Genomic DNA, 15,991 nt, shown 5'->3' with positions numbered 1-15,991 from the left:
ATCCATTCTCATTCGTAATATACTGACGCGCCTTGACTGTTTACCTCTCTGTCCGTCCCTCACATGTCCGCCCTCCCGTTGGAAGCCTTTCGCGATAGCTACCGCGAGCTGATCGCTTTTGTTGCGCGCCGCACCGGCAGCCGCCAGTCGGCGCAGGACATCGTGCATGACGCCTGGCTGCGCGTGGTGGAGGCAGGGCCGGCGGCGCAGACCAGCCACCCGGCCCCCCGTGCCTATCTGTACACGGTGGCTGAGCACCTGGTGGTCGACCACCTGCGCCGGGCCGCCCGCACCTCGGAGCGTTTTGATGCCTCGGCCAGCCAGAACCCCGCGCTGTTCCAGGCGATGAGCCCGGATGTGGCGGAGGCCTGCTTGCAACGCGAGGCCCTGGTGGCGGTCGATGCCGCGATTGCCGCCTTGCCTGAGCGCTGTCGCAGCATGTTTCTGGCCGACCGGCTCGATGGCGAATCCCAGATGGCGATTGCGGCGGCGCATGGCGTGTCCGTCAAGACGGTGGAGCGCGAGATCATGCGCGCCATGGATGCGATTGAAGCGGCCCTGCACGAATGGCGTGGTGACGCGACCGTGCAGACCCTGCCGCGCAAAGGCCGGCGCCGGGCGCTATCGGCCTTGCTGGGCGTAGCCGGCCTGGGTGCCAGCGGCAGCCTGGCTTGGCGCCTGTACCAAAGCCAGGTGGTCACCTGGCAGATGCAGCTGGGTACTGCTACCGGCCGCCAGCTGACCCAGCCGCTGCCCGATGGCGGCAGCATCGCCCTGGATGCGCAGACCCGCCTGGATGTGCGCTACTACGGCACGCGCCGCTATGTGCAGATGCACCATGGCGCGGCCTTCTTCAATGTGGCGCGCAATGCCGATGCACCCTTTATCGTCGATGCCGGCCCGGTCCGCATCACCGTGCTCGGTACCCGCTTTGAGGTGGCCCTCGATGCCCAGGGGGGCGTGCGGGTGGCCGTGGAAGAGGGCCGGGTGCGCGTGCAGCAGCGCGGCAGCGATGGCGATACAACCGATGCCGGCGAGGGCTGGGAGCTGACCGACCGCCAGACCCTGGATTGGCAGCAGGGCCAAACGCCCCGGCGCGACTCCAGCCCGGACGAGGTGGCGGCCTGGCGCAACGGCTGGCTGGACTTCCGCCACGAACCGCTGGGCCTGGCGGTGCAGCGGCTGGCGCGCTACAGCCCAGTGCCTATGCAGGTGACAGCGGATGCCGAACACCTCAGCATTTTTGGCCGGGTACGCATTGCCGATGCCCGTGGCTGGTTGCAGCTGCTGCCGCGCAGCCTGCCGGTGGTCGTGCGCGAAGAAGGCCAGGGCGCCGCGCGCCGCATCACCATCGCACGGCGCAAAACGCAGAGTTGAGTGATGGCGCGCATGCACGACTGGCCCACACCCGGCCATTTAAAAAAACTTGCACTGGCGTTGAGGGAAAACTGCGTCTCGTTCGTATTACCTCTTGTGAACCACATGAGGAAAGTACCCAACGCTATGTCGCACCCCTGCAAACGCCACCTGATTGCCCTGGCTATTGCCGCTTTGGCCGGCGCGGCCTCGGCCGCTGATTTTGATATTTCCGCCCAGCCGCTCGACAGCGCGCTGGCCCAGCTGGCACGCCAGGCAGGCCTGCAGCTGATGGCGCCGCCGGCGCTGGTGCAAGGCCGCCCCGGTGCAGCGGTCAAGGGCAGCATGAGCGCCCAGGATGCCGTGCGCCAGCTGCTGCGCAACACCAACCTGGTGGCCCGCATCGAAGGCAGCACCCTGGTCATCGACAACGGCCAGACTGCTGGCGAAGTGGCGCTGAACCCCGTGGTGGTGACGGCCCCCGCGACCCGCGCTGGTGACCGCCCCGAGGCCTATGCCGGTGGCAAGCAGGCACGCGGCAGCCGCATTGGCATGCTGGGCGACCAGGATGTGATGGACACGCCTTTTTCTACCGTGGCCTACACCGCAGAAGCGGTGGCCGACCAGCAGGCGCGCACCTTGGGTGAGGTGCTGGCCAACGACGCTTCGGTGCGCCTGACCACCGCCTCCCAGGGCTTTAGCGAAGACATCCAGGTGCGCGGCTTTGGCATCAGCGGTGGCGATGTGGGCCTCAACGGCCTTTATGGCCTGACCTCGGCCAGCCGGGTGCCCGCCGAAATTCTGGAACGCGCCGAGCTGCTCAAGGGCCCGGGCGCCATGGTGGGCGGCATGCCACCGGGCGGCAGCATTGGCGGCGCCATCAATGTGCAAACCAAGCGTGCCGGTGATGAGCCGCTCAACCGCGTGGGCCTGCAGTACCTGGGCCGTGCGCAGTTTGGCACCAGCGTCGATATCTCGCGCCGTTTTGGCGAGAACCAGGAGTGGGGCGTGCGCGTCAATGGCGCAGCACGCGGTGGCGAGGCCAGCATCCGGGGTGGCGACCAGAAGCTGGGCGTGGGCGCCATTGCGGTCGACTACCGGGGCAGCAAGCTGCGCTGGTCGCTCGATGCCTATGCGCAGCGCGAGGAGCTGGAAGATTTCCGCCCACAGATTGGCTTCAACCCCGCGCTCACCGCCTTGCCCAAGCCGCCCAATGCGCGCGGCAACTGGTTCCCCGACACGGACCTGTCGCTGGACGATAAGGTCATTGCCTCGCGCCTGGAAGTGGATCTGAACGACCAGGTCACCGCCTTTGCTGGCGTCGGTTACCGCAAGGGCAAGGCCCAGCAGATCTTCCCGACCACGACGACGTCGATGAATGCCGCTGGCGACTTCACCGTGCGCAGCAGCTTCTACGACTCGTACAGCGAAACCAGCAGCGCCGATGTGGGCCTGCGTGCCAAATTCGCCACCGCCGGCGTCAAGCATGCGCTGGTGGTGAGTGCCACCGACCTGCGCCAGGAGGCGGGCAATGCCTATATATCGGGCCTGACCACCGCGCCCTCGAACATCTACAACCCTGCGCCCTTGCCGCCCGTTGAAGGCGCGCGCACGGAGCCCAACAAGGCCTCCAAAGCCCACAACTACGGCATTGCGGTGACGGACACCCTGGCCTTTGCCGATGACCGCCTGCTGCTGACCCTGGGCCTGCGCCGCCAGACGGTGGATCTGCGCAACTTCAGCACGGCCACCGGCAACCAGACCAGCAGCTACAAACAGAGCGCCACCACGCCCTTGGTCGGCCTGGTGGTCAAGGCCAGTGACCAGGTCTCGCTGTACAGCAACTACACGGCCGGCCTGTCGCGCGGCGGCACCGCGCCCAATACGGCAGTCAATGCCGGCGAGGTGTTCCCGCCCTTCAAGTCCAAGCAGTACGAAGCGGGGGTGAAGGTGGATTGGGGCCGCTTCATGACCACGGCGAGCCTGTTCCAGATCAGCCGGCCCAACAGCATGACGGACCCGACCACCAACATCTACAGCTTTGATGGTGAGCAGCGCAACCGGGGCCTGGAGCTGGCCGCCTATGGCGAGCTGCAGCGCGGTCTGCGTTTGATGGGCGGTGTCACCTTCAACCGCGCCAAGGTCAGCAAGGCGGCGCAGTACCAGGGCAATGACGCCTATGGCGTGCCCAAGCTCAATGCCAACCTGGGTGCGGACTGGGATGTGCCCGGCGTGCAGGGCCTGGCGCTCAATGGCCGCGTGATCCGCACCGGCTCGGCCTGGGCCAGCAATGCCAACACGCTCAAGCTCTCGGGCTGGACCCGCTTTGATGTGGGCGCGCGCTACCGCACCCAGGTCAGCGGCAAGCCGGTGGTGCTGCGTGCCAATGTTGAGAACCTGACGGGCAAGAACGTGTGGATGATCAGCGGCAACAACTACCTGACCTTGAGCGCGCCGCGCACCGTGGTGCTGTCGGCGACGGTTGATTTTTGAGGCGTGGTTTGCGGGCCTGCGCAGCATGCCCGCAGTATTTTTATCAAAGAGGAGAGAGCATATGTTGAAGAAAACCCTGTCTGCCCTGAGCCTGGCCGTGCTGGCCATGTCCGCCCAAGCCCACCAGATCTGGCTGGAGCCTGCCGGTGCAGACAAAGCTGTGGTGCTGCGCTTTGGCGAGTTTGGCGACAACCTGCGCGAAGCATCGCCTGGCCTGCTCGACAACTTTGGCAAGCCCCAGGGCGTGCTGATCAACGCCAAGGGCGAAGAAAAGGCCGCTGCCGGCAACAAGACCGCCAATGGCTTTGCGCTGCCGTTCACTATCCAGGAAGGCGTGTCCATCGTCGCTGAAGACGCCCACTACCCGCTGTCCAAGTTCAAGCGCGATGGCAAGGATGTCACCAGCTGGTACCACCCTGCAGCACGTCTGGTCACCAGCTTTGCGGCCCAAAAGCCCAAGCTGACCCTGGACCTGACGCCGACTGGCAAAGACGGTGAATTCAAGGCCACCTTCAAGGGCCAGCCGCTGGCCAAGACCCAGGTGGCCGTCGTCACCCAGTCGGGCTGGATGAAAGAAGGCCACACCGATGCGCAAGGTCTGGTGCAGTTCGATCTGCCATGGCAAGGCCAGTACGTCGCCGAGATCAAGCACAACGACCGCAACCCCGGTGAGCGCGCTGGCGAAAAATACGACGGCGTGAGCTATGTGACCTCGGTCACCTATGTGAAGCCCGATGGCGTGGCCCCTGTGGCTGCCGGCCCCGCAGCGGCGCCTAACCCCGCCAAATGACCTCTAGCGCAGTAAGCGGCGCCTGGCGCGCCGCGCTGGCCAAGGCCTGCCAGGTCGGGCCGCTGCTCTCGCGCATCGTCGCTGCCATTGGCGGCGGCTATGTGCTGGGGGCGGTGGCCAGCGTGGCCGTGCTGGCCTTGCCCATGGACAAACCGCAGGCCGTGCTGGCCGGCACCATGGCCAGCTTTCTGGTCTATACCGGCGCGGTGATCTGGGTGTTTGCCGTGCGTTCGGCCACCCGGGCCTGGGTGGGGCTGCTGGTTGCCGCGCTGCCGCTGGTACTGGCCGCCTGGCCGGTGTGGAATGGAGTGAACCCGGCATGACTGCCATCGAGAAAAAAAATAGCAAACCCGGCAAGCCCGCCGCGCGCGGCATCCGCCAGACCATGTCCGACCTGCATATCTGGGCCGGGCTGCTGGTGGGCTGGATTCTGTATGCCATGTTTCTCACCGGCACGGTGAGCTACTTCAAGGAAGAGATATCGCAGTGGATGCGGCCCGAGCTGGCCCACCAGGCGGTGGTGCCCGATCCGGCCGAGGTGGCCCCGCGCATGGCGCTAGAGATGCAGCAGGTGGCGCCTGGCAGCAACCAGTGGAGCCTGGGCATGCCCGATGCGCGCAACAACGTGGTGAGTGCGTTCTGGCGCATTGCCAAGCCCGAGAAGGGCGAGCGCGGCTTTGGCAGCGCGGTCTTTGATCCGCAGACCGGCCACAAGGTGGCCGGCCGCGAGACGGTGGGCGGTGAGTTCTTCTACCGCTTCCATTTTCAGTTCCATTACATGCCGGTGCTCTGGGCCCGCTGGCTGGCCAGTTTCTGCGCCATGTTCATGCTGGTGGCCATCGTCAGCGGCGTGATCACGCACAAAAAGATTTTTATCGACTTCTTCACCTTCCGGGGCGGCAAGGGCCAGCGCTCCTGGCTGGATGCGCACAATGCGCTGTCGGTCTTCGGGCTGCCCTTCCACGCCATGATCACCTACACCGGCCTGGTGACCCTGATGACCATGACCATGCCCTGGGCCAGCACGGCTGCGTTCAAGACCCAGGCCGAGCGCCAGGCCATGCAAAGCGAGATCAGTGCCTTTATCCCCGCCGGCAAACCCAGTGGCGAGGCAGCGCCACTGGCCCCCTTGGGTGATATGGTGCGCCAGGCCCAGCAGCGCTGGGGCGCGGACCGCATCGGCCGCGTCACCGTCAACAACGCGGGCGATGCCTCGGCGCGCGTGATCGTCACCTACGGCGATTTCGAGCGCGTGTCCATCAGCCCCAAATACATGCTGTTCGAGGGCAGCACGGGCAAGCTGCTGGAGGTCAAGGACCAAGTGGGGGCGGCGGCTGAAACGCGGGGCGTGCTGTATGCCCTGCACCTGGGCCGCTTTGGCGATACCACCGTGCGCTGGTTGTACTTCCTGACCAGCCTGGCGGGCACGGCCATGGTGGGCACTGGCCTGGTGATGTGGACCGTCAAGCGCCGCAGCAAATTGCCCAACCCGGATAAACCGTACTTTGGTTTCTGGCTGGTAGAACGGCTGAACATTGCCGCCATTGCCGGCCTGAGCATCGCCATGGCCGCCATGCTCTGGGCCAACCGCCTGCTGCCGCTGGGCATGGAAAAACGCAGCGACTGGGAGATCCACTGGTTCTTTATCCTCTGGGGCGCCAGCCTCGTCTGGGCCATGCTGCGCCCGGCCAAGCGCGCCTGGGTGGAGCTGCTCTGGGCCGGCTGCGCGGCGCTGGCCTTGCTGCCGCTCGTCAATGTGCTGACCACCGACCGGCCCCTGTGGCGCAGTGCCATCGAGGGCGACTGGGTGTTCACCGGGCTGGAGCTGAGCTTGTTGGCGCTGGCGGCGCTGCATGCCTGGCTGGCGCTGCGTACCTGGCGCCACAAGCCCAAGCTCAAGCCGCAGCGCCAGGTGGCACCCCGGCCAGCGGCTGCGCCGCGTGCGGCAGATGCCGACGCGGTGGCCGCCAGCTCAGCCATCCCAGCCGATCTGCAGGAGGCCCGGCCATGAACCACCTTGCCATTCAGCTGCTGTCGCTGCCCGCGTTTGCATTGCTGGCACTGGCCATGGACCGCCACCAGCTCGACCTGTTTGGCCGCGAGCTGCCACCCGGCCAAACCCGGGGCCTGCGCCTGGCCGGCTGGCTGGCATTGCTGGCCTCGCTGGCCATTGCCGTGGGGCTCAAGGGCTGGTCGCTGGGGCTGGTGACCTGGTGCGGCCATATCTCGCTCAGCGCGGCCATCGTGATCCTGTCGATGATGGCTTGGGAACAGCGCAAATCTGTAAAAAAGTGAGACGCCAGGCGGGTCAGAGGCCCGTCTTGCATCATTTCGTCTTGGACCCTGCCTACAATCTCTGAAGCCGTGCTTGATAAACACATATAGCCGGTAACTAACAGATTGAACGGAAGGGGAGGCGGTTTGTCACGTGTCTTAGCAACCGAAGCCGAGGTGGTGGCGCTGTCACCGGATGCCTCTTCCACCAAGGCGGCGCAAGGGTTGAAGAACCCCAGCAAATGGCCGACTCTGGGCTGCAACGCAACAGCAGCCTGGGGCGAATGCCAGGGCAGCGGCTCCAAGCCCTACCAGACCCAGGTGGACCTGAGTGGGCCGTCGTTCAAGTGCTCTTGCCCGAGCCGAAAATTCCCCTGCAAGCATGGCCTGGCGCTGATGCTGCTGCGTGCGGCCGGCCAGGTGGCCGACAACGCCGAGCCACCCGCCTGGGTCAGCGCCTGGCTGGACGGCCGCGCTGAAAAAGCCGAGAAAAAAGAAGCCAAGGCCGCCGCCATTGCCGCTGCGCCCCCAGCCGATCCTGAGGTGCTGGCCAAGCAACAAGCCAAGCGCGACGACAAGCGCTGGGACAAGGCAGACGCCGGCATGCAGGAGCTGCAACTGTGGATGCAGGACATGGTTCGCAACGGCCTGGCCAACCTCTCGGGCGGTCAACAGGCCCGCCAGCACTGGAACACCATGGCTGCGCGCATGGTCGACGCGCAGGCCAGCGGCATGGCCGCCCGCATCAAAGAAGCCTGGGAGCAGGTGGACAGCCACCCGCAGTGGTCACGTGATCTCTTGGTGCAGCTGGGCCACTGGCAATTGCTGGCCGATGCGGTGGCGCGCCGCGATGCCCTGAGCGCCGAGACCCGTGCCGATGTGATGGCCGCCTTGGGCTGGCCGCTGGACAAGGCCGAGGTGCAAGCCCGGGGCCAGGCCCTGGCCGATGACTGGCGGGTGGTGGGCCTGCGCCAGATCGAGCGCGAAGGCCGTTTGCTGGAACGCCGCGTATGGCTGCAAGGCCAGCACAGCGGGCGCATTGCCTGGCTGCTCGATTATGCGCAGGGCGGGCGCGGTTTTGAGACGGCCTGGGTGCCGGCGCAAAGCTACCGGGGCAGCCTGCACTTCTACCCCGGCCAAGCGCCTTTGCGTGCCATTGCTGCGGCCGATGTCCAGCTGCTGGCGCCGGGCACAGGCGGCAGCTTGAACCCCGCTTTGTGGAGCGATGTGCTGCTGCAGCTGAGCCAGCGCATTGCCGCCAACCCCTTGCAGCCGGTGCAGCCGCTGTGGTGCGGCCAGGCGCGTTTGCAAATCAGCGATGGCCAGTGGTATGCCGTGTGGCCGCAGCAAGCCCAGGCAGCGGCCCTGGTGCCGCTGGCCGTGGATGACGACCAGGCCTGGCAATTGCAGGCGCTGGGCGGCGGTGCGCCGATGGCGCTGTTTGGCGAATGGGAAAGCAGCCCACAGCAAGGGCGCTGGCGCCTGCTCAGTGCCTGGCAGCAGCCGGGCGGCGAGGCGCCATGGACGAATATCTGGCAGAACCGGGGTGACGTGCAGTGAGCCAAGCAAATCTATGGGCTGCGCTGCAGCAATCGGCGCTGGTCGGCGTGGAGCGGCTGGCGGTGCCTGCCATCTTTAGCCAGGGCATGGACAGCAACGCGCCCGCCAGCCAGCAGGCCCTGCAAGCAGCCTTGCTGCAGCCAGCGGATTCCAAGGCCGTGCAGGTGCTGCGCGCCACCGCTGTCGCGGCGGTGTTGGAGCGTGCCGGCTGGCAACCCGGTGCAGCGCAGCCGCAGCGGGCAGCAGCAACCATTGCTGCTTCTGTGCCGCCACCCGCAGAAGAATCACGCCCCGCGCCGCAGGGCGAGCCCTTGCTAGGCCTGCTGGGCGAGGTGCTGCAGGGCAATGCGCCCGAGCTGTTGGCGCTGGCCTTGGCCAGCCTGGATGAGGCCGGCCAGCGCCTGCCTTACCCGCTGCTGGTAGCCGCATTGCACCAAGGCCGCCAATCGGTGGAGCTGCGCCAGTGGCTGACGCCGGTGCTGGGCGAGCGCGGCCGCTGGTTGGCGGCGCAGAACCCGCAATGGGCCTATGCCCATGGCGTGCAAGAGACGGCCGATGCCGAACAAATCTGGCAAGAGGGCTCGCTGGAGCAGCGCGTGGCCTTGCTGGCCCAGCAGCGCGCTAATGATCCGGCAGGGGCCCGCGCCCGTTTGGAAGCCAGCCTCAAGGAGCTGAGCGCCCGCGAGCGTGCGCCCATGGTGCAAAGCATGGCGCGCGGCCTGTCAGCCGATGACGAGGCCTTGCTGGAAAAGCTGCTGGGCGACCGCAGCAAGGACGTGCGCGAATCGGCAGCCAGCCTGCTCTCCTGCCTGCCGCAAAGCCCGCACAGCCAGCGCATGGGCGCCTGGCTGCAGGCCATGCTGAGCCGGGATGCCAAGGGCGAATGGCAGATTGATCCGCCCGAGGAAGGCAATAAAGATTGGGAGCGTGACGGCATTACCTTGCAGCCGCCGGCTTATATCAAGGGCCAGCGCGCCTGGTGGCTGCAGCAGCTGGTGGCGCTGACGCCGCTCGATTTTTGGCAGCAGCAACTGGGCAAGACACCCGAGCAGCTGTGGGAATGGAGCCGCCGCAGCGACTGGAAAACGGCCCTGCGCCAGGGCTGGTTGGCGGCGCTGCGCGCCCAGCGCGATGTGCGCTGGCTGCCACTGCTGCAAAGCATGGAGAGCGACTCGCGCAGCAGTGATTTGCTGCCCTTGTTGATGGGCGAGCTCAGCGCTGCGGAGCGCGAAACCCAGTGGCTGGCGCAGCTGCAGGCCAAGCGGGGCAAGAGCACTTTTATCGACGCCATCCAGCGCATCGACGAGGCCATGGGGCCCACAGACTTGCTGTCGCCTGCGATATCAAGCTGGTTGCTCGAAGCCTTGCTGGGCACTTTGCAGGCGCGCCAGCCTGCGGGCAACTGGCACAGCTGGCAGGCCGACCAGGCGATCTTGGCCTGCGCGCGCCGCTTGCAGACCTCTGATCTGCAGCGCTTTGCGCAGCTGTGGCGTGCACCACGCGCTGCAGCGCCTGCCGAGGCTGAACCTGCCGAGGACGCTGACGCGCTGCTGGTGCCCGAGGGTGCCACCGAGGCGGAAGCCGCCAAGCTCAAGCAGGAGCAGCAAGCGCGCCTGGAGCGCTCGCGCCTGCGCCCCTGGGACGACGCGCAAGTGCTCGCCCAACTCAACCGCATTGTCGATCTGCGCCTGGCGCTGCACGCGGCCCGGCCCGCCTGATGGCGCCCCACCACCGAACCTTTTGATCTCTACCGGAAGCACACCATGAGCCACGTACTACGCCAGCATGCCGAGCAGCAATTTGCCGAAGAACTGGATGCCTTGCAAAAGGCCGATGACCGCCCGCGCCCGCCCAACTGGAAGCTCTCGCCCTGGGCGGTGCTGCAGTACCTGATGGGCGGCACGCTGAGCAATGGTTTTGCCGTGAGCGCCAAGTACATCGGCAGCCCACGCCTGATGGAGATCGCGGTATCGACCCTGGCCACCGACCGCGCACTGCTGCTGTACGGCGTGCCTGGCACGGCCAAGTCCTGGGTGTCCGAGCACCTGGCAGCGGCCGTGAGTGGCGACTCGACCATGCTGATCCAGGGCACGGCCGGCACCAGCGAAGAGCAGCTGCGCTATGGCTGGAATTACGCGCAACTGCTGGCCCATGGCCCCTCGGAAAAAGCGCTGGTGCCCAGCCCCTTGGTGCATGCGATGAAGCTGGGCAAGATCGCCCGCATCGAAGAGCTGACCCGCATCCCCGCCGATGTGCAGGACAGCCTGATCACCGTGCTGTCGGAAAAAACCCTGCCGGTGCCCGAGCTGTCTACCGAGTTCCAGGCGGTGGCCGGCTTCTCGGTGATTGCCACGGCCAATAACCGCGACAAGGGCGTCAATGAGCTGTCGAGCGCGTTGAAGCGCCGCTTTAACACCGTGGTGCTGCCCGTGCCCGCATCGCAGGACGAGGAGGTGAAGATCGTCACCAAGCGCGTGGGCGAGCAAAGCCGTGCGCTGCAGCTGCCCGCCGAGGCACCGGCGCTGGAGGAAGTACGCCGCGTGGTGCAGATCTTCCGCGAGCTGCGCAATGGCCAGACCGAAGACGGCAAGACCGTGCGCATCAAGTCGCCCAGCTCGACCTTGTCGACGGCAGAGGCGATCTCGGTGATCAACAGCGGCATGGCACTGGCTGGCCATTTTGGCGATGGCGTGTTGCGCGCCCACGATGTCGCCTCGGGCCTGCTAGGCGCCGTCATCAAGGACCCGGTGCAGGACAGTGTGGTCTGGAAGGAATACCTGGAGACCGTGGTCAAAGAACGTGCAGAGTGGAAAGACCTGTACCGCGCCTGCCGCGAACAAATCTAAGCCTTTGGCGCCGTTCTTTTTCTGCCCCTGACACTGCTGACCGAGCCCATGGCCACTTCTGCTGACAACGTCCATTTCTTTGGCATTCGCCACCACGGCCCGGGCTGCGCGCGCAGCCTGCTGCAAGCGCTGGCGCAGCTGCAGCCCGACTGCCTGTTGGTGGAAGGCCCGCCCGAGGGCGAGGCCTTGCTGCCCCTGTTGCGCAGTGCTGAGCTGCGCCCGCCCGTCGCCATGCTGGTGTACATGCAAGACGAGCCCAGCCAGGCGGCGTTCTACCCCTTTGCCGAGTTCTCGCCCGAGTGGCAGGCACTGCAATGGGCGAGCGCGCAGGGCGTGGTAACGCGCTTTATCGACCTGCCTCAGACCCATGCCATGGCCCAGGATTGGGCGCGGCGCCAGGCGCTGATAAAGCCTGAACCCGCGCAAGAAGTGGAAGGGGACATGGAGGGCGAAGAGGGCGAGGATTTGGAAGATGCGGATGGTGCTGCGGTGCAAGGCGAGGCCGCTGAGACCGGCGCCGATAGCGCGCAAGTTGCCGTTGCCGATGATGGCGACCTGGGCGATCTGGCCGCCGATGATCAGCAGCCCATCCGTGATCCGCTCGACTGGCTGGCCCTTGCGGCCGGCTTTGAAGATGGCGAAAGCTGGTGGAACCGCCTGGTGGAAGAGCGCGGCGACAGCGAAGCGCTGTTTACCAGCATCAACGAAGCGATGACGGCGGTGCGCAGCGAGCTGGGTGATGAGGGCGAGGCAAGGCGCGGGCGGCACTATGTGCTGCGCGAGGCCCAGCGCGAGGCGCATATGCGCCAGTGCATCCGCGACGCCGTGAAGGCCGGTCACCAGCGCATTGCGGTGGTCTGCGGCGCCTGGCATGTGCCAGCTTTGCAGCAAAACACCACCGCCAAGGCCGACAGCGCCGTGCTCAAGGGTTTGCCCAAGGCCAAGGTGTTGGCCACCTGGGCGCCGTGGACTTACCGCAACCTGGCCAGCCGCAGCGGCTATGGCGCAGGGGTTACATCGCCGGGTTGGTACCAGCATCTGTGGCAGTGCTACCGGGCCGATGCTGCCTTGGCTGCGCAAGCGGACGAAGACCGCCCGGCGCCCGCACACATGGCCCGCGATGCCGCCACCTGGCGCACGGCAGGCTGGCTGACCCGCGTGGCACGCCTGCTGCGCGACAAGGACCTGGACTGCTCCAGCGCCCACATCATCGAGGCCACGCGCCTGGCCGAAGGCCTTGCCGCGATGCGTGGCCAGCCGATACCGGGGCTGCAGGAGATCAATGAGGCCATCGTCACGGTGGTCTGCATGGGCGAGACCGCACCGCTGACCTTGATTGACGACGAACTTACCGTCGGCCATGTGCTGGGCACGGTGCCGGCCGATGTGCCGCAGGTGCCGCTGCAGCGCGATATTGAACAGCAGCAAAAATCGCTGCGCATGAAGCCCGAGGCGGCCAGCAAGCTGCTGGCGCTGGATTTGCGCAAGGAGACCGACCTGGCGCGCAGCCATTTTCTGCACCGCCTGCGCTTGTTGGGCATTGGCTGGGGCACGCGCGCCGCCGATGCGCAGCGCAACCGGGGCACCTTTCGCGAAAGCTGGCAGATGCAGTGGGAGCCCGAGCTGGCCGTGCGCATCATCGAGGCCAGCGTGCATGGCGCCACCGTGGCGCAGGCCGCGACGGCGCGGCTGCGGGCCAGCCTGTCGCCCGATACGCCCTTGCCCGAGATAGCGCAGGCGATTGACGACGCACTGCTGGCCAATTTGCCGCAACTGGTCGAATCGCTGATTGCCACCTTGGCCGAGCGTGCCGCCACCACCGGCGATGTGGCCCAGCTGCTGCAGGCGCTGCCGCCGCTGGCCAATGTGTACCGCTACGGCAGCGTGCGCCAGACCGATACGGCCCTGCTGGCCACGGTCATCGATTTGCTGCTGCTGCGCGCCGCCATTGGCCTGCCAGTGGCCTGCATGGCCATGGACGAAGACGCCGCCAACGCCATGAAGGGCAAGGTGCTGGCCGCGCATGAGGCACTGCGCCTGCGCGGCGACGATGCCCAGGCCCAGGCTGCTGTGGATGCCTGGCGCGCAGCGCTGCGCAGCCTGGCCATGGGCGATGCCGCTGCCGCCTTGCTGCGCGGCATGGCCTGCCGGTTGCTGCTCGACGCGCATCTGCTGGAGAGCACCGAGGTGGTGCTGCAGTTCAACCGCAACCTGTCCTTGGGCGCGGCGCCGCTGGATGTCGCCGCCTGGCTGGATGGTTTTTTGAACCAGCAGGCGCTGGTGCTGCTGCACGACGAAGCGATCTGGGGCGCTGTGGACGCCTGGCTGGCCGGGCTGGGCGAGCTGCAGTTTGCGCAGATTCTGCCGCTGGTGCGGCGCAGCTTTGCCAACTTCAGCAAGCATGAGCGCCAGGGCCTGGGTGAGAAAGCCAGGCGCGCGCCGGTGGCGGGCGGTGCGGCCCCTGCCGCTGCGCTGCCGGCAGGCGACGAGGATGCGCCCTGGGACGAGGCGCGTGCCGTGCTGGCGCTGCCCCTGCTCAATACGATGCTGGGCCTGGACCTGCCGGCCGAGCTGCTGGCGCAGATTTCGCCGGCCGTGACACCCACCAAAGACGCCCAAACCCTGGAGTGATGACGATGACCAATGCCGCCCATCCCGCGCCAGGCCTGGCGCAAGACGACACCCAAACCCTGCCGCCCGACGAGGCAGACGCACTGCAGCCAACGACACGCCTGCAGCGCTGGCGCATGGTGCTGGGCAGCCCGGCCGATGCCAGCTGTGGGACGGTGGGCGGGCGCCTGCAGGAGATGGACCAGGCGCTGGCCGCGCTCTACGAGGGCGACAGCCAGCTGGGCGCGCGCAAGGGCGGCCGGGGCAATTCTTCGCCCTCGGTATCGCGCTGGCTGGGCGATATCCGCAAGTACTTTCCCAGCCAGGTAGTGCAGGTGATGCAGCGCGACGCGATGGAGCGGCTGCAGCTGCGCGAGTTGTTGCTGCAGCCCGAGATGCTGGAGAACGTGCAACCCGATGTGCACCTGGTGGCCAATTTGATTTCGCTGGGCTCCGTCATCCCGCAAAACACCAAGGCCACGGCACGACTGGTGGTGCGCAAGGTGGTGGACGAGTTGATGAAAAAGCTCGAAGAGCCCATGCGCAGCGCCGTGGCCGGCGCGCTGGACCGCAGCCAGCGCAACCGCCGCCCGCGCCATGCCGAGATCGACTGGAACCGCACGATACGCGCCAACCTGCGCCACTGGCAGCCCGAGTACCAAACCGTCGTCCCCGAAACCTTGATCGGCTACGGCCGCAAGGCGCGCCGCCCGCAGCGCGAGGTGATTCTGTGCATCGACCAAAGCGGCTCCATGGCCAATTCGGTGGTCTACTCCAGCATCTTTGGCGCGGTGATGGCCAGCCTGCCTGCCGTAGCGACCAAGCTGGTGGTATTTGACACGGCGGTGGTGGACCTGACCGACAAGCTCGACGATCCGGTGGATGTGCTGTTTGGCGTGCAGCTGGGCGGCGGCACCGACATCAATGGCGCCGTGGGTTACTGCCAGAGCCTGATCAGCGAGCCGCGCAACACCATCCTGGTGCTGATCTCGGACCTGTACGAGGGGGGCGTGGAATCGGGCCTGCTGCGCCGCGCCAACGAGCTGGTGGAATCGGGCGTGCAGTTCATCACCCTGCTGGCGCTGAGCGACGAGGGCGCCCCCGCCTACGATGCCGCGCTGGCCGCCAAGCTAGCGGCCTTGGGTGTGCCATCTTTTGCCTGCACACTCGATGCCTTCCCGCAGCTGATGGCTGCGGCCATTCGCCGCGATGATGTGGCGGCCTGGGCGGCGACCCAGGGCTTCAAGACCAGCCAATAAGGGCCAAAAAAAGCCCTGCGGTGCAGGGCGGTTGGAGCAAATCAGAAGGGCTGAGGCCGAGGCTTAGCGGCCCAAAGAATCGGGCAGCGGAAAGCCGGTGATGCGCTTGGCACGCGGTGGCGCATAGGTGCGCACCTTGGAGGTCTTCAGGCCCAGGCGCACCAGCGATTCGGCAATGGTCACCGCTGCGGCCACGCCATCCACCACGGGTACGCCGGTGCGACTGCGTACTTTGTCTTCCAGCTCGGCCATGCCGCCGCAGCCCAGGCAGATCACCTCGGCATGGTCTTCTTCCACCGCCTTGGCCGCCTGCTGCACGATGGCGTCGACGGCGCGCTCGGGCTGGCTCTCCAGCTCCAGCACAGCCATGCCGCTGGCGCGCACCGAGGCGCAGCGGGCATCCAGCCCGGCCAGTTTGAGCCGGTCCTCGATCAAAGGCACAGCCCGGTCCAGGGTGGTGATCACCGCGTATTTGTGGCCCAAGAACATGGCGGTCGATGCCGCTGCTTCGGTGATGTCCACGACAGGCACTTCCAGCAGTTCTTGCAGGCCTTCGCGGCCATGCTCACCGTAGCCGGCCTGGATGACGGCGTCAAACGGCTGGTCATAGCGCATGACCGCATCCATCACGCCCACGGCGCAGAGGTAGCTTTCAAAATTGCCCTCCACCGATTCGGCGCCAAAGCGTGGGGTCAGGGCCACGATCTCGGTGCCTGGCGATGCCGCCCGGCGCGCCTGGGCGCCGATGGCCTCGGTCATGCTCTCGGTGGTGTTGACGTTCACGATCAGAATGCGCATGCAAA

At 66.6% G+C, this 15,991-nt stretch carries 12 protein-coding genes; 11 read left to right on the top strand and 1 reads right to left on the bottom strand.

The features are described 5' to 3' along the window. The first annotated feature begins 63 nt into the window (after positions 1 to 63). The 11 genes from M2375_RS07380 to M2375_RS07330 all read left to right on the top strand — a co-directional run bounded on the left by M2375_RS07380 (position 64) and on the right by M2375_RS07330 (position 15,188). Positions 64 to 1,377 (top strand): sigma-70 family RNA polymerase sigma factor, encoded by a 1,314-nt coding sequence (locus M2375_RS07380; RefSeq protein ID WP_259164919.1) that lies wholly within the window; start codon positions 64 to 66, stop codon positions 1,375 to 1,377. Between the two features lie 105 nt (positions 1,378 to 1,482). Further along, positions 1,483 to 3,849 carry a TonB-dependent receptor gene (locus tag M2375_RS07375; protein ID WP_259164918.1) on the top strand — a complete coding sequence of 789 codons (2,367 nt, stop codon included), beginning with the start codon at positions 1,483 to 1,485 and terminating at the stop codon, positions 3,847 to 3,849. A gap of 61 nt (positions 3,850 to 3,910) precedes the next feature. Next, complete coding sequence (locus M2375_RS07370) at positions 3,911 to 4,639, top strand: DUF4198 domain-containing protein (protein ID WP_259164917.1); 729 nt, start codon at positions 3,911 to 3,913, stop codon at positions 4,637 to 4,639. Beyond that, the gene (locus tag M2375_RS07365) at positions 4,636 to 4,962 is read left to right on the top strand and encodes a DUF3649 domain-containing protein (RefSeq protein ID WP_259164914.1); all 327 of its coding nucleotides are present in this window, start codon (positions 4,636 to 4,638) and stop codon (positions 4,960 to 4,962) included. The genes M2375_RS07370 and M2375_RS07365 overlap by 4 nt, the downstream gene beginning before the upstream one ends. Then, the gene (locus tag M2375_RS07360) at positions 4,959 to 6,650 is read left to right on the top strand and encodes a PepSY domain-containing protein (protein WP_259164912.1); all 1,692 of its coding nucleotides are present in this window, start codon (positions 4,959 to 4,961) and stop codon (positions 6,648 to 6,650) included. The genes M2375_RS07365 and M2375_RS07360 overlap by 4 nt, the downstream gene beginning before the upstream one ends. Further along, entirely contained in the window at positions 6,647 to 6,934 is a 288-nt protein-coding gene (locus tag M2375_RS07355; protein ID WP_259164911.1) for a DUF3325 domain-containing protein, read from the top strand. The genes M2375_RS07360 and M2375_RS07355 overlap by 4 nt, the downstream gene beginning before the upstream one ends. A 126-nt stretch (positions 6,935 to 7,060) precedes the next feature. Beyond that, a complete protein-coding gene (locus M2375_RS07350) occupies positions 7,061 to 8,473 on the top strand; it encodes an SWIM zinc finger family protein (protein ID WP_259164910.1) in 1,413 nt (470 codons plus the stop codon). Then, positions 8,470 to 10,191 carry a DUF5691 domain-containing protein gene (locus tag M2375_RS07345; RefSeq protein WP_259164909.1) on the top strand — a complete coding sequence of 574 codons (1,722 nt, stop codon included), beginning with the start codon at positions 8,470 to 8,472 and terminating at the stop codon, positions 10,189 to 10,191. The genes M2375_RS07350 and M2375_RS07345 overlap by 4 nt, the downstream gene beginning before the upstream one ends. Positions 10,192 to 10,236: 45 nt before the next feature. Continuing rightward, entirely contained in the window at positions 10,237 to 11,319 is a 1,083-nt protein-coding gene (locus tag M2375_RS07340; RefSeq protein ID WP_259164908.1) for an AAA family ATPase, read from the top strand. 48 nt (positions 11,320 to 11,367) lie between these two features. Next, positions 11,368 to 13,950, top strand: a complete 2,583-nt coding sequence (locus tag M2375_RS07335) for a DUF5682 family protein (protein WP_259164907.1) — start codon at positions 11,368 to 11,370, stop codon at positions 13,948 to 13,950. Positions 13,951 to 14,066: 116 nt separating this feature from the next. After that, positions 14,067 to 15,188 carry a VWA domain-containing protein gene (locus M2375_RS07330; protein WP_259165335.1) on the top strand — a complete coding sequence of 374 codons (1,122 nt, stop codon included), beginning with the start codon at positions 14,067 to 14,069 and terminating at the stop codon, positions 15,186 to 15,188. Between the two features lie 63 nt (positions 15,189 to 15,251). Here the strand turns inward: M2375_RS07330 and M2375_RS07325 are convergent, their stop codons facing one another. Next, on the bottom strand, positions 15,252 to 15,986 hold the full coding sequence (locus tag M2375_RS07325) for an aspartate/glutamate racemase family protein (protein WP_259164905.1): 735 nt from the start codon (positions 15,984 to 15,986) through the stop codon (positions 15,252 to 15,254). Between the last annotated feature and the right edge of the window lie 5 nt (positions 15,987 to 15,991).

This window comes from Comamonas sp. BIGb0152, from assembly GCF_024809975.1.
GTDB lineage: Bacteria > Pseudomonadota > Gammaproteobacteria > Burkholderiales > Burkholderiaceae_C > Comamonas.
This window is presented reverse-complemented; position numbering and strand designations above follow the sequence as displayed.

Coding starts and splice junctions, on each gene's coding strand:
- M2375_RS07325 (WP_259164905.1), bottom strand. CDS start 15,986: ATGCGCATTCTGATCGTGAACGTCAACACCACCGAGAGCATGACCGAG.
- M2375_RS07365 (WP_259164914.1), top strand. CDS start 4,636: ATGACCTCTAGCGCAGTAAGCGGCGCCTGGCGCGCCGCGCTGGCCAAG.
- M2375_RS07380 (WP_259164919.1), top strand. CDS start 64: ATGTCCGCCCTCCCGTTGGAAGCCTTTCGCGATAGCTACCGCGAGCTG.
- M2375_RS07355 (WP_259164911.1), top strand. CDS start 6,647: ATGAACCACCTTGCCATTCAGCTGCTGTCGCTGCCCGCGTTTGCATTG.
- M2375_RS07375 (WP_259164918.1), top strand. CDS start 1,483: ATGAGGAAAGTACCCAACGCTATGTCGCACCCCTGCAAACGCCACCTG.
- M2375_RS07370 (WP_259164917.1), top strand. CDS start 3,911: ATGTTGAAGAAAACCCTGTCTGCCCTGAGCCTGGCCGTGCTGGCCATG.
- M2375_RS07330 (WP_259165335.1), top strand. CDS start 14,067: ATGGTGCTGGGCAGCCCGGCCGATGCCAGCTGTGGGACGGTGGGCGGG.
- M2375_RS07360 (WP_259164912.1), top strand. CDS start 4,959: ATGACTGCCATCGAGAAAAAAAATAGCAAACCCGGCAAGCCCGCCGCG.
- M2375_RS07340 (WP_259164908.1), top strand. CDS start 10,237: ATGAGCCACGTACTACGCCAGCATGCCGAGCAGCAATTTGCCGAAGAA.
- M2375_RS07335 (WP_259164907.1), top strand. CDS start 11,368: ATGGCCACTTCTGCTGACAACGTCCATTTCTTTGGCATTCGCCACCAC.